Origin of the sequence: Vibrio sp. OPT20, from assembly GCF_963889365.1 — a bacterium.
Taxonomy (GTDB): domain Bacteria; phylum Pseudomonadota; class Gammaproteobacteria; order Enterobacterales; family Vibrionaceae; genus Vibrio; species Vibrio splendidus.
Map to the genome: position 1 here is coordinate 1 of NZ_CAWPOA010000075.1, position 24,861 is coordinate 24,861.

A 24,861-nucleotide genomic window follows, 5' to 3' on the forward strand; every position below is an offset into this window, starting at 1 on the left:
AGAAAATGTACGTCGTTGTCGTTTTGTCATTGAACACCTCATTTATGGTGGAGACTTTACCACCTAATTTGGTGTCCGGGATCATTAGACCACTACATGTTGCTTGACAGAAAATACCAACATAAGGGGAGGCTGGGAGGGGTTGGTAACACATAGATTAACATCCCCCTCTAACTCCCCCTTTGATGAACATCACCGCTTACAAACGAACGGCGCTCAAGGGGGAGAACCAAAAGCTAGGCTCTTCGCAGACTTAATTACTCCCACCTGCTTTAAAGCTCTTCGATACCCGTTCACTCGCATCTCGATTCTTCTCTTTCCCCGCTCTTCGCATCCCGCTTACTCGTTACCCGCATCTGCTTTCAAGCTATTTAACGCTACTTGGCCTTTGGAACCAAGGTGAGCGAGCATCGGTTTGGTCGAACAAGTTGTACTGTTTGTTCAATACTTGGCCGCCATCACGCGTGATCGGTAACCAGGTGAAGCCAGCACGGCTTAAGCTTGGTTTCACAGTAACGAGATCAAACGGAATCGATACGTAAAAGCCTTTGGTGTAGCTGCCTTCGCCGTACTCTTCTGTTGTCATGTCGGTTAAGCTGACAAATGCACCAGCAATCACACCGCTCTTGAACTGCTTAGAGAAATCGACACGAGTACCGATATCACCCGCAAGGAATTTACCGACACCCACTTTAAGCAAGGTATCGCTCAAGAAATCCCACTTTGGGGTGTAGTAACCCGTAATAAAGCCAGTCGTGCCTTTGTCGATCACTTTATACGTTCGGCTGCTGTCGTCTGGGTTGACTTGGATCTCTTGATCAAACGTACCAAACCAGCTTTCAGGGTCTCGCTGGCTGATCGCGGTCATGTCTGCGCCAATCGCCCAGTTTTGGTTGAATGGACGATAAAGGATTTCGCCCCCCACACCCGCGAACATGCTCTCTAAGTAACCACCATAGGCTTGGGTGTAGACACCGCTGCCGTAGTCTTCAAACCAAGTCAGTTGTAAACGGTCTAAGCGAACCGGGTCATCAACATAAGAGCGGAACAAGGTTCTTACTCTTGGCGTTTGGTCGGTGCCGTCTGATGGGACTTCGTAATTAAACTTGTCGTAGTTATCAATTAAGTTGACGTAAAGCGAGCCCGACAGTTCGACATTGTTTAACGCCCAGAACGAAGCGTTGGTGTATAAGCCCAAACTGTACAAGTAAAAGTTTTCAGCCGAACCAAACGATTGAGCGAGGTTTGGTGAAATCGACACATCGAATCGTTCACGCCCATCATGATAGATAACGGATTTCTTGCGTTCTAATTCGTGAGTGTTTGTTGCGTCACTGGTTTGAGCGTTAAGGTAATGATTGTTCGCTGCCGCTTTGAATGCTTGCGCGTCTACCGTTGTCTCCGTGAGTTCCATCGATTTATCGTTTTCGATGATTTTATAGGTATCGATGTAACTCGGTACCGCGTTGGCGATCACGGTCGCGCCGCGCTCAAGGGCGATATCTCTGTCTCGGTATTTAACCTGAGTGCCCTTTACCACAATACTATTATCGTCGACCAAGATTTGCGCTTGTTCATAGCCAGCGATCGTTTCAAGCTCTTCTGCGAGGGCTGCCATGTCAATATCGTCAACCGTCTCGACATCGCTTGGGCGTAATTCTGCGGTTTCGGTATCTCGCCACACCGAATACATTTCATTGAAGTTAGTCGAGAGATCGAAACCAAGGGTTAAAGTATCGCCTCGCTCATAGCTGACTTTCGCTGAGCCCCAATCAGTGAAACGGTACACAGCGCCGACGTTCCATGGCGTATGTTGTGTCATGTCGACACCACCACGTACTACTGGGAAGTCTTGAGAGTAATCATTGCCATCGTATTCAAGCTTCAAGGTTAAAGGCTTATAAGGGGTTTGATATTCAAAACCACCATAAATCGCCGCATCACCTTTAAACCAGCGTTCAAAATCGACACTGCCACCATTACCTTTGGTGTCAGATGGACGTTCACAATATTTGTCACTGGCTTTGCACAATGGGTTAGTGAAGTTGCCACTGGTGCCCATGTATCCCCAAGCCATGCCCAAGGTAAAATCAACAGGGCCAAAGCGTTTGGTGGCCGCAACAAATTCGCCATCAAATAAACCGGTACCACCAAAATCACGCATACCGACCGATACTTCCGGTAAATAGTACCCTTCTTCGATTAAGCGCAGTTTAAAGTCGATGCCTTTATCTGTGTATTTAGTACAGCCACTGAATGAGTTTTGAGAACAATCTTGGTCTGCGCCTCCGCTATAGAGCAGGTCTTGTACTTGTGTATAACGAATGGTGGTTTCAAGCCAAGGCATCACCTGTAGGCTGACGTTATAAAAGTAGTATTCATTATTAAACGAAGCACTAAAGTTAAACTCGCCTTCTGGTGCCATTCGGCCTGTCGGCATTTGCATTAAGCCAACACCACCAAAGTTCATTTGTGACGTTCTGTATTCTGTGTCGTCAAATGATGATTTCTCTGCTCTGTTCGAAGAGGTATCAATGGTTGTTTCTGCAAAAACAGAAGTGCTGTTCGTTATTAACAAGGCGCAGGTAACCGCTGTGCACACTGCCGATAGAGGGAATGATTTCTGTTTCAGCATTACAGGCCAACCTTATGACGTAGCAAATCGACGATATCTTGGTTCAACGTTGAGTATTCTGATGGCAAAGAGTAAAACGCCATAAATACGATGGCACCTGGTGCTAGGTAAACCGGCTGTTCGTTCCAGTAAGCGTATTGAATGGTTTGTACCACGCCATCTGGCTGAACAACATATGCCACGCTTTTATCTGCGGCTTCACCAATAAAGCCGTTCGGCAATGCATCGAGATAATCATTCAAGGTTCCATGTTCAATCAGATTCATTGTTACCGACTCTTTCATTACACCCATCAACTGAATGGACGTTGGTCGTTGTGGCAAGTACAGAGAAAAGGCTTGAGTTTGACTAGTAGATGCTCTTTTTATGGCAGTAGACGACGGCTTGTTAGTGGGAGAACTTGAAACAAGCAACAGATTCTTATCTGATTGAGAGATAACCGCATTACGATCTAACTCAACAAAAACTCGATTGAGGTATTGGAAAGAGGCTAACTGTTGACGCACTAAGTTTGCTTCTGGTTCTTCTACCGAGAAAGCGTCAAGTTGGTTAAATACATTGCGCTTTTTGGCTTCGATAGCTTTGTTAGATTCGCTAGCTTGAGTATTGGTTTTATCAAACAGTTGAGCCGAAAGGGAGAAGTAACCAATACTGCCGCTAGCATTTTCGTTAGAGCTAGCATTCGCATTAAAGCTAGCGTTCGCGTCGTCTAATACCTGAAGCAGTCGAACGTCAGCTTTATACTCAAGCGTCACACCTTGAAGAGGAAGCTCAATTGTTGTTTTAATCGAAGGCGTAATAACGTTAGATGCCGCTGAAGCGTAGCTAACAGTGCACAGAGAGAACAGCGCGCTCAAAGCTAACAAGTTTCTCATCATTAACAGAGCTCTCACCGTTAATAAAGTTCTCACCAATGGCAACCGACGTCCCGTCATTTTTGATGCGTGACTCATATAATTCATCATTTTAGTTCATTACCCTGTTCGTTAATTACTTTGATAATGCTTAAGGACGGTTAGCTCAAGCCTTGTCATATCGGGGCCTAAATACTGTATGGTTTTGACCACTTTGCCTTTACTGTCGACCCAATATTCGTTGGTTATGTCTTGTTCTAACATTGGGAATTGAATTTTTTCTTGGAATTTCTTGGTATCGATAGACGCTAACGGAGTTTCAACCGTTTCATTTCCCGCATACGTTCGGGTGATGTTCGCTTTATAGCCGAATCGATAGTTAGGTTGCCAGTCGTAAACCGCTTGCCATTTTTGAGCTCCGGGGTTGGCAGACACATCAAATGCAGAAGAAGAATCGGCTGACGAGTTGTTTCCAGACGAGAACGTATTCAATGGTTGGAATGCCAAACCAGAAAGGTTTTCGTAAGGAAGCAATAGCGTTTGTACGATACGTCCATTTTCAGTGACGATCATCGCTTTATCAGAAGACATCCACTTTAACTGCTCTGCGCCCGTTTGCGGGTTTTCACCGACGTACGCTAAGACCATGAAGATTTTACCTTGGTCATTAACTTCCGCATAAATACTGGAATAAGGTAAAGTTTGAATGTATTTCTTCGACAGCTCAACATCGGAGCTGCCAAAAAAGGCTTCATCGAAAGTGGAATTAAAATCTTTGACCTTTTGAGAACATGCAGCTAAGGCGAGAACTGCGCATAGTAATAAGATACTTTTATACATAAAACAAAAACCGAAGATAGTAAGGATATAAAAAAGCCACTTTACATATTTATGTAAAGTGGCTTTCAAAGCTCAAAGTTTAATTACTGTTGAGCTGTCACTGTAGTCGCACCGCTTTCATTAGAAGCAACCGCGACAGCTGCCGCAGCCGCTACTGCAGCTGTCGCTACAGCAACTGTTGTTGCTGTACCTGCAGCTGCTGCTGATGCACCAGCGCCTGCTGCTGTACCTGAACCAGTACCCGTCGCTGCTGTAGTTTCAACTGCAAATGCAGCGCCTGAGAAGCTAACTGCTAATGCAGCTGCTAGAGCCATCTTTTTCATAATGATTTCCATTAATATAAACGTTTATATGTAGAAGATTATTTTCACACCCTCAATCAGTTGCTCAGCTTAAACAACTGATTGATCATGATAGATAATAACCACAATCAAGTAAATGAGTAAATCATAAGCAATACCTTATAAATCCTTCTTGAGATAACGCTTTTTGCATCACAACACCCTTCCTCTGTATTCTCCTACCCTTTCTCGCTATACTCCTGACCTATAGTTTTTCGCCCAATAACGAATAAGAGTTCAAGATATGCAAGAGTTAGTTCCATTTGTTCAAGAGAATATGATTTTAGCCATCGTATGGATCGGCTTGGTTGTTGCCATCATTGCGAACGTTATCAAGACATCAAACGCAGCCTACAAAGAGATCACGGCAGCGCAAACCACACACATGATTAACCGTGAAAACGGTATTGTGGTTGATATTCGTACTAAGGATGAGTTCAAAAAGGGCCATATTACGGACGCAGTTCACATTTTGCCGTCAGATATCAAAGCAAATAGCTTTGGTAGCCTTGAAAGCCAAAAAGCAGACCCAATCATCGTAGTATGCAAGACAGGTCAAACCGCTCAAGAAAGCGCGAACTTGCTGGTTAAAGCAGGTTTCGAAAACGTAAGCGTACTGAAAAGCGGCTTAGTGGCTTGGAGCGAAGCTAACCTTCCTTTGGTTAAAGGTAAGAAATAGGTTAAAGGCAAGAAGCGGCTGACCGATCAACTAACTTTCAGGCTCTGTTTGATAAATACAATGAACAGAGTCTAATTTAAAATTTTTAAGGACAAGAAAATGGCTGAAGCAGCACAACAAGACGCACAACAAAACTTCGCAATCCAACGTATCTTCCTAAAAGACGTCTCTTTCGAAGCGCCAAACTCTCCAGACATGTTTCAAAAAGAGTGGAACCCAGATGTAAAACTGGACCTAGACACTCAAAGCCGTGAGCTTGGCGAAGGCGTTTACGAAGTCATCCTACGTCTAACGGTTACGGTTAAGAACGCAGAAGACACTGCATTCCTTTGTGAAGTTCAACAAGGCGGCATCTTCTCTGCAAGCGAAATGGAAGCTGGCCAACTGGCACATTGCCTAGGTGCATTCTGCCCGAACATCCTGTTCCCATACGCTCGTGAAACGATTTCTAGCCTAGTGGTTAAAGGTACGTTCCCACAACTGAACCTAGCGCCAGTAAACTTTGATGCTTTGTTCATGAACTACCTACAAAACCAAGCTCAACAAGCAGAACAAACTGAAGGCGAGCAAGCTTAGGTTTTCAAGTAAAGCTTAAGTTTCGAAATAGAACTACTCTGACTAATGCTCAAATTGCTTATTTTTAAGAAGCTGGGCTTTTATTCGATAGCTAGTTTTCGTTAAATAGTTAGCTTTTAAATGCACATCGCAGCTTCTGCGATGTGCATTTTTTATTTACACTGTATTTTGATAGAGAGATTTTTCTTCTTAGTAGAACACTTTTTCTTCTTACTTTAGAAAACATCTCAAGAACTCTTCGATTTCCCTCATTATTTTTAGGTGGAAGCATGACAGAAACAACTCGCCCGACTCACGCGAAAGGCGCTTACGGTAAAGATAACGCTTACGGTAAAGACATCGCCATGACAGTGATAGGCGCAGGTTCTTATGGGACATCTTTAGCGATATCTCTAGCGCGTAACGGTGCCAATGTTGTTCTTTGGGGACATGACCCTGTTCATATGGCTCGCCTTGAATCTGAGCGTGCGAACAATGAGTTTCTGCCAAATATAGAATTCCCAGAAAGCCTGATCATTGAATCAGATTTAGAAAAAGCAGTGACTTCGAATCGAGACCTTTTGGTTGTCGTCCCGAGCCACGTGTTTGGTATCGTTTTAAATAGCCTTAAGCCTCACTTAACAGAGAACTCTCGCATCTGTTGGGCAACCAAAGGCTTAGAGCCAGAAACAGGCCGCCTACTTAAAGATGTCGCGCACGATGTGCTTGGTGATGGCTACTCGTTAGCGGTTCTATCAGGACCAACCTTCGCCAAAGAGTTAGCGATGGGTATGCCAACAGCTATCTCTGTCGCTTCACCTGATGAAGTATTCTTAGAAGAGCTGCAAGAAAAAATTCATTGCGGCAAAACATTCCGCGTATACGCAAACTCTGATTTCATCGGCATGCAACTGGGTGGCGCGGTTAAAAATGTTATCGCAATTGGCGCAGGCATGTCAGATGGTATTGGCTTTGGTGCCAATGCACGTACCGCACTTATCACTCGCGGCTTAGCTGAGATGAGCCGCTTAGGTGCAGCTCTTGGCGCACAACCAGAAACCTTCATGGGCATGGCCGGGTTGGGTGACTTAGTACTAACCTGTACTGATAACCAATCACGCAACCGCCGCTTCGGTTTGGCACTTGGCGCAGGCAAAGATGTCGATACCGCACAAGAAGAAATTGGCCAAGTCGTTGAAGGTTATCGCAACACTAAAGAAGTTTGGCTATTATCAGAACGCATGGGCGTTGAGATGCCAATTGTTGAACAAATTTATCAAGTACTGTATCAAGGGAAAGATGCACACTTAGCAGCACAAGATCTACTTGCACGAGACAAGAAGTCAGAAAGATAGAAGAGCAGATACGGGATTCGAGTAAACGAGATGCGAAAAGAGTAAAAGCGGATACGAGATTCGGGTAAACGAGATGCGAAAAGAGTAAAGGCAGATACGAGATTCGGGTAATCGAGATGCGAAAAGAGTAAAGGCAGATACGAGATTCGGGTAATCGAGATGCGAAAAGAGTAAAGGCAGATACGAGATTCGGGTAATCGAGATGCGTAAAGAGTAAAAGCAGATACGAGATTCGGGTAATCGAGATGCGTAAAGAGTAAAAGCAGATACGAGATTCGGGTAATCGAGATGCGTAAAGAGTAAAAGCAGATTGAGCGCTTAAAGAAGGCTTCTTTTCGTTATCCGCATCTCGCTACTCTAATCTGTTCTTTACATCTCGTTCCTCACTCTTAAAGATGACGTGAATTTTAATTCCGTCATTCCAGAACTGAGGAACGAAGTGTCTGGAATCTCGTAGTTCTTCGTACCTCGAATCTCGGTTTCTCGCATCTGCTCTTATAGCTCTTCGAATCTAGCATCTGCCCCTTAAAAATAATGGATGGTAAAATGAAACACTGTGAACAACAAAAAGTTTGGCAATGCATTGTGAAGGAAGCTCGACAGCAGTCGGAGCAAGAACCTATGCTTGCGAGTTTTTATCATGCTACGATCATCAACCATGAAAGTTTGGGCGCAGCCCTTAGCTACATCCTAGCAAACAAGCTAAAGACGGCTTCAATGCCAGCAATGGCAGTGCGTGAAGTGGTTGAACAAGCATTCAAACAGGACCAATCGATTATTGATGCTGCCGCTTGTGATATTTGCGCGACGGTAAATCGAGATCCTGCGGTCGAGATGTACTCGATGCCTCTGCTTTACCTGAAAGGCTACCACGCTCTGCAAGGCTACCGAGTGGCTAACTGGTTGTGGAAGCAAGGCCGTATCGCACTTGCCACTTACCTACAAAACCAAATCTCTGTTGCTTGCCAAGTGGATATTCACCCTGCAGCTCGTATCGGTAAAGCTATCATGCTCGACCACGCGACAGGCATTGTGATTGGTGAAACAGCCGTCGTTGAAAATGATGTATCTATCCTTCAAGACGTAACCCTTGGTGGTACGGGTAAAGAAGGTGGCGATCGTCACCCTAAAATCCGCGAAGGCGTAATGATTGGTGCCGGCGCTAAAATCCTTGGCAACATTGAAGTGGGTGAAGGCGCGAAAATTGGCTCTTGCTCTGTGGTTCTGCAAGCCGTACCACCTCATACAACAGTCGCTGGGGTTCCTGCAAAAATTGTCGGAAAACCTAAAACCGACAAGCCATCTTTAGATATGGACCAAGGGTTCAATGGTCGCTCTCAGAACTTCATCCATGGTGATGGGATTTAAGAGCAGATACGGGATGCGAGCAACCGAGATACGAAAAGCTTAAAAGCAGATGCGGGATTCGATTCAGCGGAATTCGAAAAATTAAGAGCAGATGAATACAACTAAATGACGATAATGATGAAACAAATTCGAGCCATTAGCCGGACTCTTCTGATATCTACCAGCCTTTGCGCTGCTCTGTTATCTACATCGTCATTTGCCGCCTCTCAGGGGGAACTGAAAGGCGTATCGAGCGAAATATCTCGCCAACAAACAAACCTGTCCTCACAACAGAAAAAACTCGATAACTTACAAGCAAGCCTCAAGAAACAAGAGCTATCCATCGCTTCGCTTGAAAAAGCGATACTAGACAGTAAAAAGCAGCTCAATACGGCCAATGCAAATATTGCCAACTTAGACACCAAGATTAAAGCGCTTACGGCTCAGAAAAAAATCCATACCGACAAATTAGAACAACTGATTCAGACTTACTACATGACAAGTCGAGCTAAAGCGTCTTCTCACATCCTCAACACAGGTGTGGAAGAAGATCGCATCAGTCACTACTACCAACACCTTGCCAAAGCTCGCTCCGCAACAATCAAAACGATTGAACAGACGCAACTTGAATTAGAAGAAAGCCACAAACAGCGTCAACTTGAGCAAGAACAGATAGCAACACTGCTAAAACAGCAAACCACCAAGCGCGACAAGCTATCTAAGACTCAAACGCAGCGTAAGAAAACCGTTGGCAGTATTAAAAAGAACATTTCGGGTGATAAGAATTACTTGGCGGAGCTTCAGCGCAATGAAACTCGCCTAAAAGCTGAAATAGCGAAAGCAGAGAAAGCGGCTCGAGAAAGACGTAATGCCGTCCCTATGGATGGGTTAGCCAAACGTAAAGGCAAGCTGCCTTGGCCAATCAAAGATAAAGTTCTACATAACTACGGCTCACGCCAAACGGGTCAAATTAACTGGAAAGGCATGGTAATCAAAGCTAAGTACGGCCAGCAAGTTAAGTCTGTTTATTCAGGCACGGTGGTTTTTGCAGAGTATCTACGTGGTTATGGCTTAGTGGTACTACTTGACCACGGTAAAGGCGATATGACGCTCTACGGCTTTAACCAAGCACTTTTAAAGAAAGAAGGTGACAAGGTTAAAGCGGGCGAAGCCATCGCGCTTGCTGGTGACACTGGCGGCCAAACTCGTCCATCACTGTACTTTGAGATTCGCAGAAACAGCCAAGCTCAGAACCCGAAGAGTTGGTTGGTTAGGTAAGAGCAGATACGGGATTCGAGTAATCGAGATGCGAAGAGCGGAAAATCTCTGAATTTGTATTTATCAGGCTTCGTCATTCCAGAATTGAGGAACGAAATATCTGGAATCTCGCTACTACATTGTTAGCCTCGAGGATAAAGAGAGATTCCCTATCACGCTCGTACCTCGCTGTAGGGAATGACGTCGCGGTTCATATCCCACCACTCACCCTGCTCTTCCCCGTTCTTCGTATCTCGAATCTCGGTTACTCGCATCTTTCTACTTGGAGTTCAAAGCCCTTACACCATCTTCCAACAGTGTCAGCTGCTCAAAACCTTGAGCAGTCGCAATTGGTTTAACGGTCGCGATCATCTGCAACATTCCTTGATGTACCACTTGCTCGGTAATTTGGGCTTTTGGAGACATCGCAGACTGATAAGCCAACCAACCTGATGCGATCAAGTGAAGAGAAGTGACCATCGACTTCATTTCCGTATCCGTTGCTTTGAGCAAGTTCAACTCAACGAAGGCTCTCATAATATCCACAAGATTCGTTTGCAGCTTTTCTTGTACGGCCATGTAATCAAGGTGGAGTTTTTCATCACGTGACAATATTTCAGGTAGGTTCGCATAGAAAAATCGGTACTTCCACATCAACGTGAAGATAGAATCTAAGTAGCGCTTTAGTAGCGTCAGGCTTTCTTGTTGGCCTTGAATCGGCGTGAACCTTTCAAGCAACTCTGTTGAATAGAGCGTAAAGATGTCACGTACAATTTCTTGTTTGTTACGGAAGTGGTAGTAGAGGTTACCAGGGCTAATCTCGATATGCTCAGCAATATGATTGGTCGTAATACTACGCTCACCGTGCTCATTAAAAAGCTCTAGAGCAGCGTAAACAATCTTGTCACGTGTTTTCATTAGTTATTAGTATCCCTATCCGTTTAGTGGTTCAGTATATCGCCACTAAGCGGATAGATCGAGCTGATAACATCTGGTCGAATTAGCAAGCGCTAAAATTCACCTTCAACCCATAATACCTTTGATCAATCACAGCTGTAATTAATCGCTGCTGGAATCAATCACTGCCAAACAGGTCTCGCGTGTAAACCTTATCTGCAACGTCTGATATTTCATCGACCATTCTATTGGATACAATCACATCTGATACGGCTTTGAACTCTTCTAGGTCAGAATAAACCTTCGAATTAAAGAAATGCTCTTCTTCCAACACCGGTTCGAACACGACCACTTCAATACCTTTAGCTTTCAAACGCTTCATGATGCCTTGAATCGACGACGCACGGAAGTTGTCTGAACCGGCCTTCATGATCAAACGATAAATACCGACAATTTTAGGCGAGCGCTTAATAATTGAATCCGCAATGAAGTCCTTACGAGTGCGGTTAGCATCGACAATGGCACCCACAATATTGTTAGGTACATCTTGATAGTTAGCTAACAGCTGTTTGGTGTCTTTTGGTAAGCAGTAACCACCATAGCCAAATGAAGGGTTATTATAGTGATTGCCAATTCGAGGATCTAAACCAACGCCTTCGATGATCTGACGAGAATCCAAACCATGCGCTTCGGCGTAAGAATCAAGCTCATTGAAATAAGAAACACGCATCGCCAAGTAGGTATTTGAGAAGAGCTTTACTGCTTCCGCTTCTGTGGAGTGAGTAAACAGTACGTCGATATTCTCTTTTTCTGCGCCTTCAACAAGAAGGTTTGCAAACACTTTAGCGCGTTCAGAACACTCACCAACAATGATCCGTGATGGGTGTAAGTTGTCGTACAGAGCTTTACCTTCGCGTAAAAACTCTGGTGAAAACATAATGTTTTCAAAACCTAGCTCTTCTTTGATCTGCGCAGTATAACCGACAGGAACCGTTGATTTGATCACCATTACCGCATTGGGATTTATGCTCATAACATCCTTGATAACAGATTCAACGGACGAGGTGTTGAAATAGTTACTTTTAGGATCATAATCTGTTGGTGTAGCAATAATGACAAATTCAACATCTTTGTAGGCAGTCTTATCAGTTGTCGCTCTAAAGTTTAACGCTTTACTTGACAGGAAGTGTTCGATCTCATTATCTACAATCGGCGACTGCTTATTATTCAGCATTGTAACTTTTTCATCAATGATATCGACAGCTACCACTTCGTGATTTTGTGCCAATAACATCGCATTTGATAAGCCAACATACCCAGTACCGGCCACTGCAATCTTCATACTAATACCTATAGCTTTGAGTTATTTACTCAATTTAATTCATAATTTATCTGGCCACATCATACTCTGGTTGAAGAATTATTCCACTAGCCCGCCTCATCCATTCCTTGCTATACTCGAAATAGTTTTGTATTCAAAAGAGTTAGAAAATTATGATTATCGTAACGGGTGGTGCTGGCATGATTGGCAGCAATATTGTTAAGGCGCTCAATGAGGCGGGCCACAACGATATCCTAGTCGTCGACAACTTAAAAGATGGTAAGAAATTTAAGAACCTTGTAGACCTAGACATCACTGATTACATGGATCGTGATGATTTTCTAACTCAGGTTATGGCTGGTGATGATTTCGGTCATATTGAAGCTATTTTCCATGAAGGTGCATGCTCTGCTACCACTGAGTGGGATGGCAAGTACATGATGCTTAACAACTATGAGTACTCAAAAGAGCTACTTCATTACTGTGTGGAGCGTGAAATACCCTTCCTATATGCCTCTTCTGCTGCCACTTATGGCGAAACCGATACTTTTATCGAGGAGCGAGAGTACGAAGGTGCATTGAATGTCTACGGCTATTCAAAACAACAATTTGATAACTATGTTCGCCGACTAACCGCGGATGCTGCAGCGCATAACGAAACGCTTCCACAAATCGTTGGCTTCCGTTACTTCAATGTTTATGGTCCACGCGAGCAACACAAAGGCAGTATGGCATCGGTAGCATTTCACCTAAACAACCAAATGAACGCCAGTGAGAACCCTAAGTTGTTCGCAGGTAGCGAAACCTTCAAGCGTGATTTTGTGTATGTCGGTGATGTCGTGGCTGTAAACTTGTGGTTCTTAGAAAATGGTGCTTCAGGCATCTTCAACCTAGGTACAGGCAACGCAGAGTCTTTTGAAGAAGTCGCAAAAGCGGTCATCAAGCACCATGGTAAAGGCGAAATCGAAACGATTCCTTTCCCTGAGCATTTAAAGGGGGCTTACCAAGAATTTACTCAAGCCGACCTAACCAAGCTTCGCAATACAGGTTGCGATATTGAGTTTAGAACAGTGGCAGATGGCGTCGCTGAGTACATGAAGCTCGTAAATGCATAGCTGTAGCTTTATATTTCAGATTAATACTAATAGTGCCCCCTACTTTTTAGGGTGCATTATTGGACAATCTAGTAAACATAATCATTCCCCGAGTGACCGATATAAAGTTAACTCTCTGATATAAATAATGTAGTGAACGAATGACCACACAACGTAATGATTTTGATCCAAAAGCTTACAATCCTGAGTTTAAATGGGGATTTCTAGCACCTAAATACTGGGGAACTTGGATTGCTGTTCTATTGTCGTCTTTAGTCTGCTTCTTACCTAATAGCATTCGTCTAGCACTCGCTAAGTTTATGGCTAAGCAAGCTGTAAAAATTAAGAATAAGGCTAACCGCCGAGCCCGTGTGAATCTTGAGATGTGTTTCCCTGAGCAATCTATCGAAGAGCGCGAAGAAACTCTCTATCAGTCATACGTTACTTCCATCTCATTTTTGATGGGATTTGCTTCACTGACACTAAAAAGTAAAACTTGGCTAGAGAATAACACCTCGATAAACGGCCTGAGCAACCTAACCGATATTACGGACAGTGGCGAGAATGTTATCTTGTTAGTGCCACATACGTGGGCTATCGATATCCCTGCAGTATTACTTGCATCACGCGACCTTCCAGTTTCCGCGATGGCAAAAGCTCAGAAAAACAAACTCAGTGACTGGCTAATGCACAGGCAACGCGTACAATACGGCGGTCGTGTTTATGATCGCAGTGGTGGTATCAAACCTTTCATCAAGTCAGTGCGTGATGGCTATCTGGGCTACTATCTGCCCGATGAAGATCTTGGTCGTGAGCACAGTGTCTTCATAGATTTCTTCGCGACTCAAAAAGCAACAATTTCAGGCCTCGGCCGCCTCTCAAAACTGAGTAAGGCCAAAATCGTTCCTTTGTTTGCTCAATACGATAGCAAGACAGGCAAATACACTCTGGATTTTTATCCTGCTCTACCATTCCCAACAGGAAGCGAAGAAGAGGACGCTCGCATGATGAATCAATGTATTGAAAATTACGTGAGTAAGAATCCTGAGCAATATATGTGGATCTTAAGGCTACTTAAGACTCGTCCAGACGGCAATATAAACCCTTACAGTAGTTAGCATTACATTAAACAGTATGAATATAATTAACAAAAAGCAGATTTATGCAGCAATCTTACTATTGCCTTACTTTTTTGCCACTACAGGCATGTTAGTTTTAGATAGTGGTGACAAGAAAATTATCCCACTTTTTTTAATTAGTATCATCGTCAGCATATTGGTATTCAAAAAAGAAACTATATTAAGTAATCTAAGGTACCCGTTTATATGGTTAGTAAGTATTTCATGTATATATACCGTGTTTAGCTACTATTATCACGGTGCTAGCTCAAGAGAAATAAGGGCTCTTATTGGATCCACCTTATTCCTAATGTTCTTTCCCTATCATATCTTGAGCTATAAATCTCTCGGTTGGATTGTGTTATTAGGTGGAATGACTGTATTTTTAAATAGTATGTACTTTAATATATACATGGGAGTTTCGCGTGACGCAGGTTATATCAACCCAATCCCTTACGCCACTTCATGTGCATTAATTTCCATCATTTCTTTTTCATTATTAATAGAGCAACCCTCTTTTAAAGAAAAGTTAATATCTTCATTAGCCTTTCTATTATCTTTGCCTCCAATAGTTCTCAGTGAAACTCGAGGGATTTGGCTTGCCATGATTTTAAGCATCTTAGTTCTTGCTATCTTTAAGTGTATAAAAAGCCCACCAAGTCGAAATAAATTACTAATTATTCTCATCACCACAACAATTTCATTATTTTCTGGAACTTATCTATTTAAGGACAAAATCACAGAAAGATATGAACGAACTGTTTATGAAATAGAACAAATCCAATCTGGAAACTATAGTACTTCTATTGGACAAAGGTTACAATTATGGCAAATAGCCCCTAAATTAATCCAGCAAAAACCACTACTTGGCCATGGACATGAAAAACCAAAGCTATTGCTAGATAAGTTAAAAAACAACGAAATATCTAATCTAACTTTTCGTCTTGCTTCACACCATTATCACAATCAGTTCCTTAATAAAATGGTGAAATCGGGAACTTTAGGATTAATACTACTTATAAGTATATTATTTTACCCCCTAGTAATAATGAAACATCTACAACCATTAGCTAAGTATATTACTGTTGGTTCAGTTACTCTATTATTTATTGCTGGGTTAACTGATGTACCTTTCAACCATCCTCAACCACTAATATTATACTTATTGTTTCTAGTCCCTCTTTGCTCAAGATGTAAGAGAGTTACCAATGACTAAAATTTTTGTCATAAATTTAGAATCTTCCACAGAAAGAAAAGAGAACATTGGTCGCCAACTAGATGAACTGTCTCTTCCTTTTGAGTTCTTTTCTGCGATAGATGGTCGAACATCTCCTCCTCATCCGCTACTTAAACGCTATAATGATAACCTGAGCCAAAGATACCGGGCAAAAACACTTAACGCGGGTCAACTAGGTTGTTATGCAAGTCACTTTTTACTCTGGGAAAAATGTGTAGAGCTAAATCAACCAATAATTATTATTGAAGACGATGCTTTATTATTTAAAAAGACATTCTTAGACTTTTTAAATAATATTCCTGAACTACCTAAATCCATCGAATGTATTCGGTTATTCAATAACAAGCGTAGAAAGTTCAGTTCCTATTCTACACTTGAATGTTCTTCAACCAGCATCCACAAATTTACAAAAGGGCATATGAGTACAACCGCTTATTACCTTACACCTCAAGGAGCGAATAAACTGTTATTACACTCTAAAGAGTGGTACATGGCTGTCGATATATATATGGATCGATTTTGGGCGAATGAAGTTGAATGCTATGGAACTAAAGAACCTTGTGTCACCAATGATCCTAAATTCGACTCTGAAATTGGCTATGCCAAACGAACAACGACTAGAAGTCTATTCAAGAAGTGTAAACGTGAGTGGTTTAACTTAAACGAAACCATTCAACGTCACCTACATAATTTAAAATTCAAACTGAGTAGAAATAAATTATGAACTCAACACATAAAGATATTTATGTCTGCTCTACGGTAAGGCACTTACTACTTAGTCTTTATAGAGCCCAAGATCATACTGGCGCATCTACTATAATATACTTTTATGACTATCAAGACATAAACCCTAAAGACATAGACACAACACAACTCCCTCCCCAAATAGAGTTGGTGTTAATGAATAGGGAATCGTTAGTTAATCATATAAAGAACATTGAATATATTGGAAAATATATTTTATTTTGTTCGCTTCGTGGTTGGTCAATACCAGATAAATTTAAAAAAATCTTGGTGGCATCAATATATGAAAGCAATAAAAACGTAGACTTAACGGGTGGGATAAATAAACTATTCTTATTCAATGATAATAATAAGATGTCTAGGTTATTTCGCCTTCTAGTTAAATCTTATTCAATGATAGAAGATGGAATGGGGAATTACGTTAAGCACCAGATTGATGACAAACCCAAGCAATTATTTCGCTTGCTATCAAGTCAGCCACCTAACCATTACGTATTTGGTGAAAGAAAGCAATGTGACCACATTTATGTGATACACCCAGAAAAGTTACCAAAATCAGTACAACACAAAGGAAGAAGACTTGTTTTATCAAAAAATAAAGCAAAAATATCAATAATTCAACAATGCTTTAAGTTTGACAATACTAGTAACTTCAACAATAAGACATTGATCATCGCCACGCAACCCATATTTAACAAATTAAAAGGTAAGCTTAAAGATAATGGTTTCTTTTATGACATCTATAGTAGATTAATATTAGAGAGTGAACGTAAAGGTTTTACGCCAATTTTAAAGTTACACCCAAAGGAAAGTGAGTCAGATTATTTATCCTTCAAAGAAAAAGGAGTGATATTTTTATCTAATAAGCTACCTTTGGAAATTTACCTGCTATCGAGTAAAGATAAGGTTAACATAATATCAATTAACTCTTCAGCCGGAATGGGGATAGAGGAATATTGTGAAATATATAAATTAGTCCCAGATAACAAAGTTCATAACTTAGAAAATATATTAATTGAATTAGAAAAAAAACAAGATAGCCTTCAAGATTTAATATCTCTCCAGCTATCTAACATCAAATAGCTGACTATATAAATAAATTCAAGGATAAAGGAGTTCCTGAATTTATCTTACTTAGAGCTTTTTTTCCTAGAACGTCTTCATAGTATTTTGGTGGCAAGCCAAAACCAGGTCTGATACTCCGAATGTTTTCAGGGGTCAACAATTCACCTTCCTCGATGTCTTTCACTACATACAAAGATCGGCGAAATTTCACGTTCCCCTTTTCAGCTTCCGTTCTCTCGTAATTGACTTGTCCCATTGCTTGCCAAGCTGTTTTCGTATCTTTACATAATGCCGCTAACTCATGAGGCTCAAGAGAAAAGCTATCATCTGCGCCACCACCGTTACGATCCATTGTGACATGTTTTTCAATCAAACATGCGCCTAGAGTAACCGAAGCAACGGCGGTAGCATTGTCGATAGTGTGATCAGAAAGGCCAGATAAAACGTCAAACCGCTCTGCGATATCGGCAATCGTCTTTAAGTTATATTGTTCTGCAGGGGCTGGATAGCCGCTTACACAATGCAATACAACCAATTCCTTACATCCATTATCTCTCGCTGTTTTTATTGCTTCTGCAATCTCTTCCTCGTTGGCCATTCCGGTTGAAATAATCATCGGCTTACCCGTTTGAGCAACACGCTTAATCAGAGGTAAATCAACCACTTCGAAAGATGCTATTTTGTATGCGGGAGCGTCTAGCTCCTCTAATAAATCTACAGCGGTAAAATCAAATGGTGAACTAAATATCGTAATACCTAACTCTTTTGCTTTTTCAAACAAAGGCTTATGCCATTCCCAAGGCATATGCGCTTCTTTATACAACTCATACAGAGTTTGGCCATCCCATAAACCACCATGAATTTGAAACTCTTCCGAGTCACTATCCATAGTGATAGTTTCATGGGTATAGGTTTGAAGTTTAATCGCATCAGCACCTGCTTTTTTTGCTTCTTCCATAATCTGAAAAGCTCGGTTTATATCACCATTATGGTTAGCAGAAAGCTCAGCAATAATATATGGAGGACAATTAGGACCAATTTCTCGATTATCGATGTATATGTTTTTATTCATTTTCTTCGTATACTCTCAATTTATCTTTCATAAGGTTTCTAGTATCTTTCCACTCATGTGAAAAGATACCCAAATGTACTACATCGTGATATTCAGTCCCATTGAAGAAAGCATCTCGATGAGTACCTTCAACTTTAAAGCCAAATTTGGAGTGTAATTTCACTACTGGTTGATTAAAGCCTAAAACCTCACAGCATAATTTGTGCAAACCTAATTCAGTAAATGCGTGCTCTAGGGCCCGATATTCCATCAAAGATCCGGTACCTCTTACCGCGTTGGGCGACGCATAGAATGCCCAAGAAGCGATTCCAGGAATTCGATTTATATCAGTAAATCCAACAACCCCTGCTGGCTCTCCATTTAACTCTGCTAGAAAATATTCTTTTGAACTATCCTTGCACATGCTAGAAAACCATGACTTATGCTCATCCATAGTGATTTCATGAGAGGTGTACATATTTTTTCTAACATCTGGAGAGTTTCTCCAAGCAAGAATTTCTTCTAAATCACTTTCTTCAAGTGGCCTAAATTTAATCACTCTTTGTTTCACGACAAAAGCTCTCCATTGTTTGAACGACCTTATTCGCACCGAAGCCATCAACTTCAAAATCTCTAAAAGGTTTGATGTCATCCCACCTTTCACATAAACGCGCTAGCTCAAGTGCATAAGTATCGGTACTCGTCGTTATACCTTCACCTAAGTATTCAACAAACCCTAAATCTGACAAGTAATTTGAAAGTATTACTTGATTCTCCGCTACGGAAACTATCGAGGCTGGAACTCTGAGACAAAAACGCTCCCAGTTACTTACTCCTGAGGCGCCAATTGCATATTTGCTATTACTTAAAGATAAATCAAAACTCTCTAAATTTTTGTATATAGAAACATTGCTCTTTTGATTAAGCTTTATCAAAGCATCAAAACGAGGGTTGATTCTCCCCGTGATCAAAATAGTATTAAACGGGAGCCTCTTAAACTCATTTGCTGCAAGAATAAATTTCTCGCACTCATTTGTAGGATCTGTTCCACCAAAAAAGACTAAGAGTTGATTGGATATTGAATCTCGGGGCGAATCCCGTAATGTTGAAAAGCTCTCTCTTAAAAGAGCATATTCAGGACCAAGGAGCTTAGTAGCAGAACAATCCGAATATCTTTTTGAAATGTTCGGCCATAGGTTTTGGTCGAGAATAATATCACTACAGTGTTCACGGTTAAGGTCATCAATCGATAAAATAGCGCATGACAGCTTACCTATAATGATACTTTCCCATTCATGGTCCAGCGCATAGTGATCCACAATCACCCACTCGGAAGAATCAACTTTAGATAGAAAGTCATTTGCATCTTCTTCAACGCTACGTTGAAGCCAAGCTTTATAATCAGCGCTATGGGAAGGAGTCATTTGTAGACAAGAGGGAGTCAGCTCTAATACGTCAAAGCCTCTATCACGGATATATGTAATCATGTCCCCAGGCTGAGGCAGACAAGCAAAGCATACAGAAAAACCTTTGCTTTTTAATATATCAGCAAGCACCAAACAGCGCATGACGTGGCCACTACCGATAAATAGTGACGCATCCACTCGGAAGGTAACCTTCATTATTTATCCTAACCTCAATGCTGAAAAAAGAGATTCGGCCAGTTCCCAGTCTTCTTGGGTATCAATATCTTGAACGCGTTTTCTCGGCAAGAGCACGGCCTTAGAGTGGCTGGAAAACACCGATAGTTTATTCAGGAAAGCATCTTTACGACCCCAATAAAACTGGCCAGCATCGTGATACGCTTCTTCCAAGTCTTGTGATCTTACCTGTTCGTTCTCAGGCGAAAACATCGAAACATAGCCTTGCTCATCAAGCTTAATTGCACGCTGAATCGGAAAAGGAAACGATGTGGCACCAAATGTAAATTGCACACTATTTCCTCTAAGTAGCTCGTAGCCTTTCTGAAGATCTTCAGGTAAAACAAACGGAGCAGTGGCGTACAAACAACAAACATCACCAATATCCCAGCCATTATTAGCGCACCAAGTTATTGCATGGTGTATCACATCCATAGTGGTAGCATAGTCATCGGAGATATTTGAAGGCCGTAAAAATGGCACTTCAGCACCATACTTTATCGCTACCTCGGCTATCTCAGCATCATCAGTAGAGACAATAACCTTATCAAAACAATCCGAAGCAAGTGCAGCCTCGATTGAGTAAGCGATCATAGGTTTGCCATGAAAGTGCTTTATATTTTTCCGAGGAATACGCTTGCTGCCACCACGTGCAGGAATAATAGCAACGTTCATTATTTACCTGTCAAAATTTCAGTTACTACACGAACAACGGTATTTTGCTGTTCTTCCGTCATACCGTGGAACATTGGCAGTGAGATGGCTTCTTGATAGTAGCGTTCTGACTCAGGGAATTCCCCTTCAGTAAAGCCCATAGCTTGGTAATATGGCTGAGTATGCACAGGAATGTAATGCAAATTAACACCGATGCCATTTTCACGCAGAGCGTCAAACACTTGTTTATGAGTTAATGATATCTCATCCAACTTCAAACGAATTACGAATAAATGCAAACCTGAGTATGTGTTTTCAAGTTGATAAGGAAGTACCAAGGGTAATTCAGATAACATTTGATTATAACGCTTAGACAACACATGGCGCGTCGCAACAAATTCATCAAGACGTTGCATTTGCGTGACACCCAACGCCGCTTGAAGTTCTGTCATGCGGTAGTTGAAACCTAAATCAACCTGTTGGTAATACCAGCCACCATGAGAAGCTTCCGTCATCATTACAGGATCTCGTGTAATACCATGACTGCGCAAGAGAGCCATTTTATCCGCTAGCTCTTTCTGGTTCGTTAATGCAGCACCACCTTCAGCCGTTGTGACAATTTTTACAGGGTGAAAACTGAACACTGTAATATCAGAATACTTACAATTACCGATTGGTTGTTCATGATATTGACCACCAATAGCATGAGAAGCATCTTCAATGACTTTAAAGCCATATTCTTTGGCTAGCTTAGCAATGGATTCCATATCACAAGGCTGACCACATAAGTGAACAGGAACCACGACTTTAGGTAGAGTTCCTGTAGCTTTAGCAGTAATTAGCTTTTGCTCTAGCTTTTTAGGGCACATGTTATAAGTTGCTGAATCAATATCAACAAAGTCCACTTTAGCTCCGCAATAAAGACCACAGTTTGCAGACGCAACAAAAGTAACAGGCGTTGTCCACAACCAGTCATCTTCCCCCAAACCTAAAGCCAAACAAGCGATATGCAGAGCCGAGGTTGCACTATTCACTGCTAACGCATACTGAGCACCAGTATGTTCTGTTAACGCTTTTTCAAACGCAGGAACTTGTGGTCCCTGAGTTAGAAAATCAGATTTAAGGACATCAACTACACTATCAATGTCTTGCTGACTGATATCTTGCTTGCCGTATGGAATCACTGTTCTACTCACACTGTAAATTTAGGATCAACATGTTCTTTGATTAGGTCACGTAGACCTTCAATCGTTTCCCACTCAGTATTGGTGCCTGAGTTGTATTTAAAACCAAAAGGCACTTTCTCAGCCTTATGGTGATTCATGTACTCATCTTCTGTGTATGTAAAAGAGACAGAAGGAAGGATTGCGTAATAACGACCTAAATCAATCGTATTGAGAGAATCAGTATCAGTGATCATTTCTTCATGAAGCTTTTCACCAGGGCGAATACCTACAACCTTAGTTACCATGCCTGGAGCAATAGCTTCAGCGATGTCTAGAATTTTGTATGAAGGGATCTTAGGAATAAAGATCTCACCACCCAAATGGTTTTCAATTGCATACATGACCATATTCACGCCATCTTGAAGAGAAATATTAAAACGCGTCATCTCTTCATGTGTAATTGGCAGTACACCTTCTTCTTTTTTCTGCATAAAGAACGGAATAACTGAGCCTCGAGAGCCCATAACGTTGCCGTAACGAACAACACTAAAACGAATATCTTTAGAGCCACGAATATTATTCGCGGCTGCAAACAATTTATCAGAAGCTAACTTAGTTGCACCATATAGATTAATCGGAGCACAAGCTTTATCCGTAGATAGTGCAACCACATCTTTGACGCCACACTGTAGCGCTGCATTAATTACATTTTCAGCCCCATCAATATTAGTACGAATACACTCCGTCGGATTGTATTCTGCTGTATCAACTTGCTTAATTGCTGCTGCATGAATAATTACATCAACGCCTTCACAGGCTTGAATCATACGGTTACGGTCACGCACATCACCGATGAAAAAACGTAATTGTGGGAAATCCTTATGTGGATATTGTTGCTTGATTTCAAACTGTTTTAGTTCATCACGAGAAAAGATAATGATCTTTTTTACATCTTGATATCGTTCAAGAATTGTTTTAATGAATTGTTTCCCAAATGACCCTGTGCCACCTGTAATTAATATTGTTTTGTTATTTAGCATACTCAACTACTCTAATATTCTTATATTTTCCCTAAGTTTTTAAACTTAAGTACTTTAATTACAAATTGATATCTAGCTACTTTTCGTTGGCTAACAATCTCTTAAAAAATTCCAAATGCTTCTTCACTGTCACTCGTGAACTAAAGCTTTCATCTAATCGCTGCTTAGCCGCTTCACTCATTGTTGTGCACTTGGCCTTATCTTGTGCGAGCTTGTCCATAGCCTCACCTAACGCCTTAGCGTCACCGGTCGGGACAATATAACCAGTCTCGCCATCTACAACGAGTTCAGGAGCGCCACCGGTAGTTGTAACTACTGAGGTTGTGCCATTTGCCATCGCTTCGACAATCGTGCGTGGTAGCCCTTCTCCACTAATCGATGGCTGAACTTGAAAATCAGCCATACACATGATTGAAGGGATATCTGTACGGTGCCCAATATAGTGAATTCGCTCACTCATAGGGCTCGCTTTCATCTCATCGAAATGAGGCTCATAGCCGCTGCCCGCTAAGATCAAATGGAAGTTCGGTGCAGTAATGTATTTGGTCGCCTCAAGTAAGACAGAGATGCCCTTACTTGGCCTTACATGCGCTGCAGTAATCGCGACTACATCATCTTCATTCAAACCAAACTCAGAGCGCTCAGTTGGTGGTACTTTATACCAATCCAATTCATGCCCTTTGTATATGGTAACAACGTTATCTTTGTTCTTCCAAACGCGCTTCACCACATCTTGTCGAACCGCTTCAGAAACACATACTATGCCGTCTACACGAGGGTGAAGTTGCGTTAAATAAGCACTAGGGTCATGTCGATACAACCCTCCAGTTGTACCTCGATAAACGACTAATTTAACGTTAAAGCCAATACACGCAAACGCGGCATTGGGGATCGTCTTAGAGTTAAAAGCATAGCAGATGTCGTAATCATGCGTTTTCAGCTCGTGGCGAATCTTTTTAATGGTATCAAAACAAACTTTACGCTTTGGATAACCATCAACGACTCGAATGCCGCACTCTTCTAACTTTGAGACATGCTCAGACTCACCTTGGGTCATGATAGTGACTTGGTGACCTTGACGCGCAAGCTCAATAAAGATCGCGGCTTCAGGGCGTAAACTGTTCCATGCATGTAAGTAAGATGCACAAACTAAAATCTTCATCTCTCAGTTCCTATTTGGCTTGGTCTTTTGAGCTGTCTTCTGAACGATTTTCAAGAATCCACAAACCGACGTATTTATTGAAATTCACTTGAGCGTAGGTCATCGCCATAATGAAGCCGACACTACCATCCATAAAGCCGCGGCGAATAATATAAACAAGGAAGAATGTCCATGCCGCTCGTAACAAGGCCAAAAATAAGCCGTGTGATTTCTTGCCTTTACGATGGTATTTTTGGGAGCCAAGCCAAGCGTACTGCGCTGCTTTATCTAAACCATGGCCATAATCGCGATGGGTGTAATGAAGAAGAAACCCCTTCAATATCCCTGTCGAGCCTTGCTCTGAAACAACCGTCTCATGAACCTCATCAAGCGTATATCGAGAACCGTCTCTCTTGAACAACCTTAAGACTGCACGAGCGCTACGGCCATACTTGAGCGTTGTCCCATAAAGGGTCACCCCCCAAGGAAGTTTATACGCTGTGTGTTTAATTTGATCTTGTTTCAATAGTTCAACAAGAGCGTCACTCATGTCTTTATCGAGAGCTTCATCAGCATCAATCGATAGCACCCAATCACATGTCGCTTTATCTAGAGCTCGCTGCTTTTGCTTACCAAAGCCAGGCCAATCTGTGATTGTCACGTTATCTGTATATTTTTGGCATATTTCAACTGTTGCATCTGTTGAGCCACTGTCTAAAACAATCAGTTCATCGGCAATATCAACAACAGATTTAAGGCAAGTTTCAATTCGGTCTTCTTCATTCTTGGTAATAACAATGACAGACAGGGTATGTTTTCTCATTATTCAG

Annotated in this window: 24 protein-coding genes; 10 read left to right on the plus strand and 14 right to left on the minus strand. The window is 41.8% G+C overall.

Translation table 11 applies throughout. The features are described 5' to 3' along the window. Nucleotides 1-367: 367 nt before the first annotated feature. The 4 genes from AACR09_RS16280 to AACR09_RS16295 form a co-directional block, all read right to left on the minus strand. A complete protein-coding gene (locus tag AACR09_RS16280; protein WP_193834397.1) occupies nt 368-2,635 on the minus strand; it encodes a YjbH domain-containing protein in 2,268 nt (755 codons plus the stop codon). Next, on the minus strand, nt 2,635-3,600 hold the full coding sequence (locus AACR09_RS16285) for a capsule biosynthesis GfcC family protein (protein WP_193834398.1): 966 nt from the start codon (nt 3,598-3,600) through the stop codon (nt 2,635-2,637). Before AACR09_RS16285 ends, AACR09_RS16280 begins: the two co-directional genes overlap by 1 nt. Before the next feature lie 21 nt (nt 3,601-3,621). Beyond that, on the minus strand, nt 3,622-4,329 hold the full coding sequence (locus tag AACR09_RS16290; protein WP_193834399.1) for a YjbF family lipoprotein: 708 nt from the start codon (nt 4,327-4,329) through the stop codon (nt 3,622-3,624). Nucleotides 4,330-4,412: 83 nt separating this feature from the next. Further along, the gene (locus AACR09_RS16295; RefSeq protein WP_228010407.1) at nt 4,413-4,652 is read right to left on the minus strand and encodes a hypothetical protein; all 240 of its coding nucleotides are present in this window, start codon (nt 4,650-4,652) and stop codon (nt 4,413-4,415) included. Between the two features lie 262 nt (nt 4,653-4,914). On the opposite strand from AACR09_RS16295, the gene AACR09_RS16300 reads away from it, so the two are divergent. The 5 genes from AACR09_RS16300 (at nt 4,915) to AACR09_RS16320 (ending at nt 9,884) form a co-directional block, all read left to right on the plus strand. Continuing rightward, entirely contained in the window at nt 4,915-5,349 is a 435-nt protein-coding gene (locus tag AACR09_RS16300) for a rhodanese-like domain-containing protein (RefSeq protein WP_193834401.1), read from the plus strand. Between the two features lie 99 nt (nt 5,350-5,448). After that, entirely contained in the window at nt 5,449-5,925 is a 477-nt protein-coding gene (gene secB / locus AACR09_RS16305; RefSeq protein ID WP_004733234.1) for a protein-export chaperone SecB, read from the plus strand. A 269-nt stretch (nt 5,926-6,194) separates the two neighbouring features. Further along, nucleotides 6,195-7,259: an NAD(P)H-dependent glycerol-3-phosphate dehydrogenase gene (gene gpsA, locus AACR09_RS16310; RefSeq protein ID WP_193834402.1), complete on the plus strand. Its 1,065-nt coding sequence runs from the start codon at nt 6,195-6,197 to the stop codon at nt 7,257-7,259. Between the two features lie 546 nt (nt 7,260-7,805). Further along, complete coding sequence (cysE, locus tag AACR09_RS16315) at nt 7,806-8,627, plus strand: serine O-acetyltransferase (RefSeq protein ID WP_009847961.1); 822 nt, start codon at nt 7,806-7,808, stop codon at nt 8,625-8,627. Between the two features lie 105 nt (nt 8,628-8,732). Continuing rightward, entirely contained in the window at nt 8,733-9,884 is a 1,152-nt protein-coding gene (locus AACR09_RS16320) for a murein hydrolase activator EnvC family protein (protein ID WP_193834403.1), read from the plus strand. Between the two features lie 258 nt (nt 9,885-10,142). Here AACR09_RS16320 and AACR09_RS16325 read toward each other — a convergent pair whose 3' ends face one another. Together AACR09_RS16325 and AACR09_RS16330 are read right to left on the minus strand one after the other, a co-directional pair. Next, entirely contained in the window at nt 10,143-10,781 is a 639-nt protein-coding gene (locus AACR09_RS16325; protein WP_004733226.1) for a TetR/AcrR family transcriptional regulator, read from the minus strand. A gap of 157 nt (nt 10,782-10,938) precedes the next feature. Beyond that, nucleotides 10,939-12,102: a nucleotide sugar dehydrogenase gene (locus tag AACR09_RS16330; protein ID WP_193834404.1), complete on the minus strand. Its 1,164-nt coding sequence runs from the start codon at nt 12,100-12,102 to the stop codon at nt 10,939-10,941. Nucleotides 12,103-12,254: 152 nt separating this feature from the next. Here AACR09_RS16330 and rfaD point away from each other — a divergent pair, with 152 nt between their 5' ends. The 5 genes from rfaD (at nt 12,255) to AACR09_RS16355 (ending at nt 17,357) form a co-directional block, all read left to right on the plus strand. Next, on the plus strand, nt 12,255-13,196 hold the full coding sequence (gene rfaD, locus AACR09_RS16335; protein WP_193834405.1) for an ADP-glyceromanno-heptose 6-epimerase: 942 nt from the start codon (nt 12,255-12,257) through the stop codon (nt 13,194-13,196). Between the two features lie 140 nt (nt 13,197-13,336). Continuing rightward, nucleotides 13,337-14,293 (plus strand): lauroyl-Kdo(2)-lipid IV(A) myristoyltransferase, encoded by a 957-nt coding sequence (lpxM, locus tag AACR09_RS16340; protein ID WP_193834406.1) that lies wholly within the window; start codon nt 13,337-13,339, stop codon nt 14,291-14,293. A 16-nt stretch (nt 14,294-14,309) separates the two neighbouring features. Next, nucleotides 14,310-15,509: an O-antigen ligase family protein gene (locus tag AACR09_RS16345; RefSeq protein ID WP_193834407.1), complete on the plus strand. Its 1,200-nt coding sequence runs from the start codon at nt 14,310-14,312 to the stop codon at nt 15,507-15,509. Beyond that, nucleotides 15,502-16,254 (plus strand): glycosyltransferase family 25 protein, encoded by a 753-nt coding sequence (locus AACR09_RS16350; RefSeq protein ID WP_193834408.1) that lies wholly within the window; start codon nt 15,502-15,504, stop codon nt 16,252-16,254. The genes AACR09_RS16345 and AACR09_RS16350 overlap by 8 nt, the downstream gene beginning before the upstream one ends. Then, nucleotides 16,251-17,357 (plus strand): polysialyltransferase family glycosyltransferase, encoded by a 1,107-nt coding sequence (locus AACR09_RS16355; protein WP_193834409.1) that lies wholly within the window; start codon nt 16,251-16,253, stop codon nt 17,355-17,357. The genes AACR09_RS16350 and AACR09_RS16355 overlap by 4 nt, the downstream gene beginning before the upstream one ends. A 4-nt stretch (nt 17,358-17,361) precedes the next feature. Here the strand turns inward: AACR09_RS16355 and pseI are convergent, their stop codons facing one another. The 8 genes from pseI to AACR09_RS16395 form a co-directional block, all read right to left on the minus strand. Beyond that, nucleotides 17,362-18,411, minus strand: a complete 1,050-nt coding sequence (gene pseI / locus AACR09_RS16360; RefSeq protein ID WP_193834410.1) for a pseudaminic acid synthase — start codon at nt 18,409-18,411, stop codon at nt 17,362-17,364. Then, on the minus strand, nt 18,404-18,961 hold the full coding sequence (gene pseH, locus AACR09_RS16365; protein WP_193834411.1) for a UDP-4-amino-4,6-dideoxy-N-acetyl-beta-L-altrosamine N-acetyltransferase: 558 nt from the start codon (nt 18,959-18,961) through the stop codon (nt 18,404-18,406). The genes pseI and pseH overlap by 8 nt, the downstream gene beginning before the upstream one ends. After that, a complete protein-coding gene (gene pseG, locus AACR09_RS16370) occupies nt 18,942-20,012 on the minus strand; it encodes a UDP-2,4-diacetamido-2,4,6-trideoxy-beta-L-altropyranose hydrolase (RefSeq protein ID WP_193834412.1) in 1,071 nt (356 codons plus the stop codon). Before pseG ends, pseH begins: the two co-directional genes overlap by 20 nt. A 3-nt stretch (nt 20,013-20,015) precedes the next feature. Beyond that, nucleotides 20,016-20,705 carry a pseudaminic acid cytidylyltransferase gene (gene pseF / locus AACR09_RS16375; RefSeq protein WP_016789203.1) on the minus strand — a complete coding sequence of 230 codons (690 nt, stop codon included), beginning with the start codon at nt 20,703-20,705 and terminating at the stop codon, nt 20,016-20,018. Further along, entirely contained in the window at nt 20,705-21,880 is a 1,176-nt protein-coding gene (pseC, locus tag AACR09_RS16380) for a UDP-4-amino-4,6-dideoxy-N-acetyl-beta-L-altrosamine transaminase (protein WP_193834413.1), read from the minus strand. Before pseC ends, pseF begins: the two co-directional genes overlap by 1 nt. Next, the gene (gene pseB, locus AACR09_RS16385; RefSeq protein WP_193834414.1) at nt 21,877-22,890 is read right to left on the minus strand and encodes a UDP-N-acetylglucosamine 4,6-dehydratase (inverting); all 1,014 of its coding nucleotides are present in this window, start codon (nt 22,888-22,890) and stop codon (nt 21,877-21,879) included. Before pseB ends, pseC begins: the two co-directional genes overlap by 4 nt. A gap of 76 nt (nt 22,891-22,966) precedes the next feature. After that, entirely contained in the window at nt 22,967-24,052 is a 1,086-nt protein-coding gene (locus AACR09_RS16390; RefSeq protein ID WP_193834415.1) for a glycosyltransferase family 4 protein, read from the minus strand. Between the two features lie 10 nt (nt 24,053-24,062). Next, a complete protein-coding gene (locus tag AACR09_RS16395) occupies nt 24,063-24,854 on the minus strand; it encodes a glycosyltransferase family 2 protein (RefSeq protein ID WP_193834416.1) in 792 nt (263 codons plus the stop codon). Nucleotides 24,855-24,861 lie beyond the last annotated feature (7 nt).

Bases quoted from the DNA above. Each gene is read 5' to 3' on its own strand.
- AACR09_RS16280 (WP_193834397.1), bottom strand. From the start codon at position 2,635: ATGCTGAAACAGAAATCATTCCCTCTATCGGCAGTGTGCACAGCGGTT.
- AACR09_RS16285 (WP_193834398.1), bottom strand. From the start codon at position 3,600: ATGATGAATTATATGAGTCACGCATCAAAAATGACGGGACGTCGGTTG.
- AACR09_RS16290 (WP_193834399.1), bottom strand. From the start codon at position 4,329: ATGTATAAAAGTATCTTATTACTATGCGCAGTTCTCGCCTTAGCTGCA.
- AACR09_RS16295 (WP_228010407.1), bottom strand. From the start codon at position 4,652: ATGAAAAAGATGGCTCTAGCAGCTGCATTAGCAGTTAGCTTCTCAGGC.
- AACR09_RS16300 (WP_193834401.1), top strand. From the start codon at position 4,915: ATGCAAGAGTTAGTTCCATTTGTTCAAGAGAATATGATTTTAGCCATC.
- secB (WP_004733234.1), top strand. From the start codon at position 5,449: ATGGCTGAAGCAGCACAACAAGACGCACAACAAAACTTCGCAATCCAA.
- gpsA (WP_193834402.1), top strand. From the start codon at position 6,195: ATGACAGAAACAACTCGCCCGACTCACGCGAAAGGCGCTTACGGTAAA.
- cysE (WP_009847961.1), top strand. From the start codon at position 7,806: ATGAAACACTGTGAACAACAAAAAGTTTGGCAATGCATTGTGAAGGAA.
- AACR09_RS16320 (WP_193834403.1), top strand. From the start codon at position 8,733: ATGACGATAATGATGAAACAAATTCGAGCCATTAGCCGGACTCTTCTG.
- AACR09_RS16325 (WP_004733226.1), bottom strand. From the start codon at position 10,781: ATGAAAACACGTGACAAGATTGTTTACGCTGCTCTAGAGCTTTTTAAT.
- AACR09_RS16330 (WP_193834404.1), bottom strand. From the start codon at position 12,102: ATGAAGATTGCAGTGGCCGGTACTGGGTATGTTGGCTTATCAAATGCG.
- rfaD (WP_193834405.1), top strand. From the start codon at position 12,255: ATGATTATCGTAACGGGTGGTGCTGGCATGATTGGCAGCAATATTGTT.
- lpxM (WP_193834406.1), top strand. From the start codon at position 13,337: ATGACCACACAACGTAATGATTTTGATCCAAAAGCTTACAATCCTGAG.
- AACR09_RS16345 (WP_193834407.1), top strand. From the start codon at position 14,310: ATGAATATAATTAACAAAAAGCAGATTTATGCAGCAATCTTACTATTG.
- AACR09_RS16350 (WP_193834408.1), top strand. From the start codon at position 15,502: ATGACTAAAATTTTTGTCATAAATTTAGAATCTTCCACAGAAAGAAAA.
- AACR09_RS16355 (WP_193834409.1), top strand. From the start codon at position 16,251: ATGAACTCAACACATAAAGATATTTATGTCTGCTCTACGGTAAGGCAC.
- pseI (WP_193834410.1), bottom strand. From the start codon at position 18,411: ATGAATAAAAACATATACATCGATAATCGAGAAATTGGTCCTAATTGT.
- pseG (WP_193834412.1), bottom strand. From the start codon at position 20,012: ATGAAGGTTACCTTCCGAGTGGATGCGTCACTATTTATCGGTAGTGGC.
- pseF (WP_016789203.1), bottom strand. From the start codon at position 20,705: ATGAACGTTGCTATTATTCCTGCACGTGGTGGCAGCAAGCGTATTCCT.
- pseB (WP_193834414.1), bottom strand. From the start codon at position 22,890: ATGCTAAATAACAAAACAATATTAATTACAGGTGGCACAGGGTCATTT.
- AACR09_RS16390 (WP_193834415.1), bottom strand. From the start codon at position 24,052: ATGAAGATTTTAGTTTGTGCATCTTACTTACATGCATGGAACAGTTTA.
- AACR09_RS16395 (WP_193834416.1), bottom strand. From the start codon at position 24,854: ATGAGAAAACATACCCTGTCTGTCATTGTTATTACCAAGAATGAAGAA.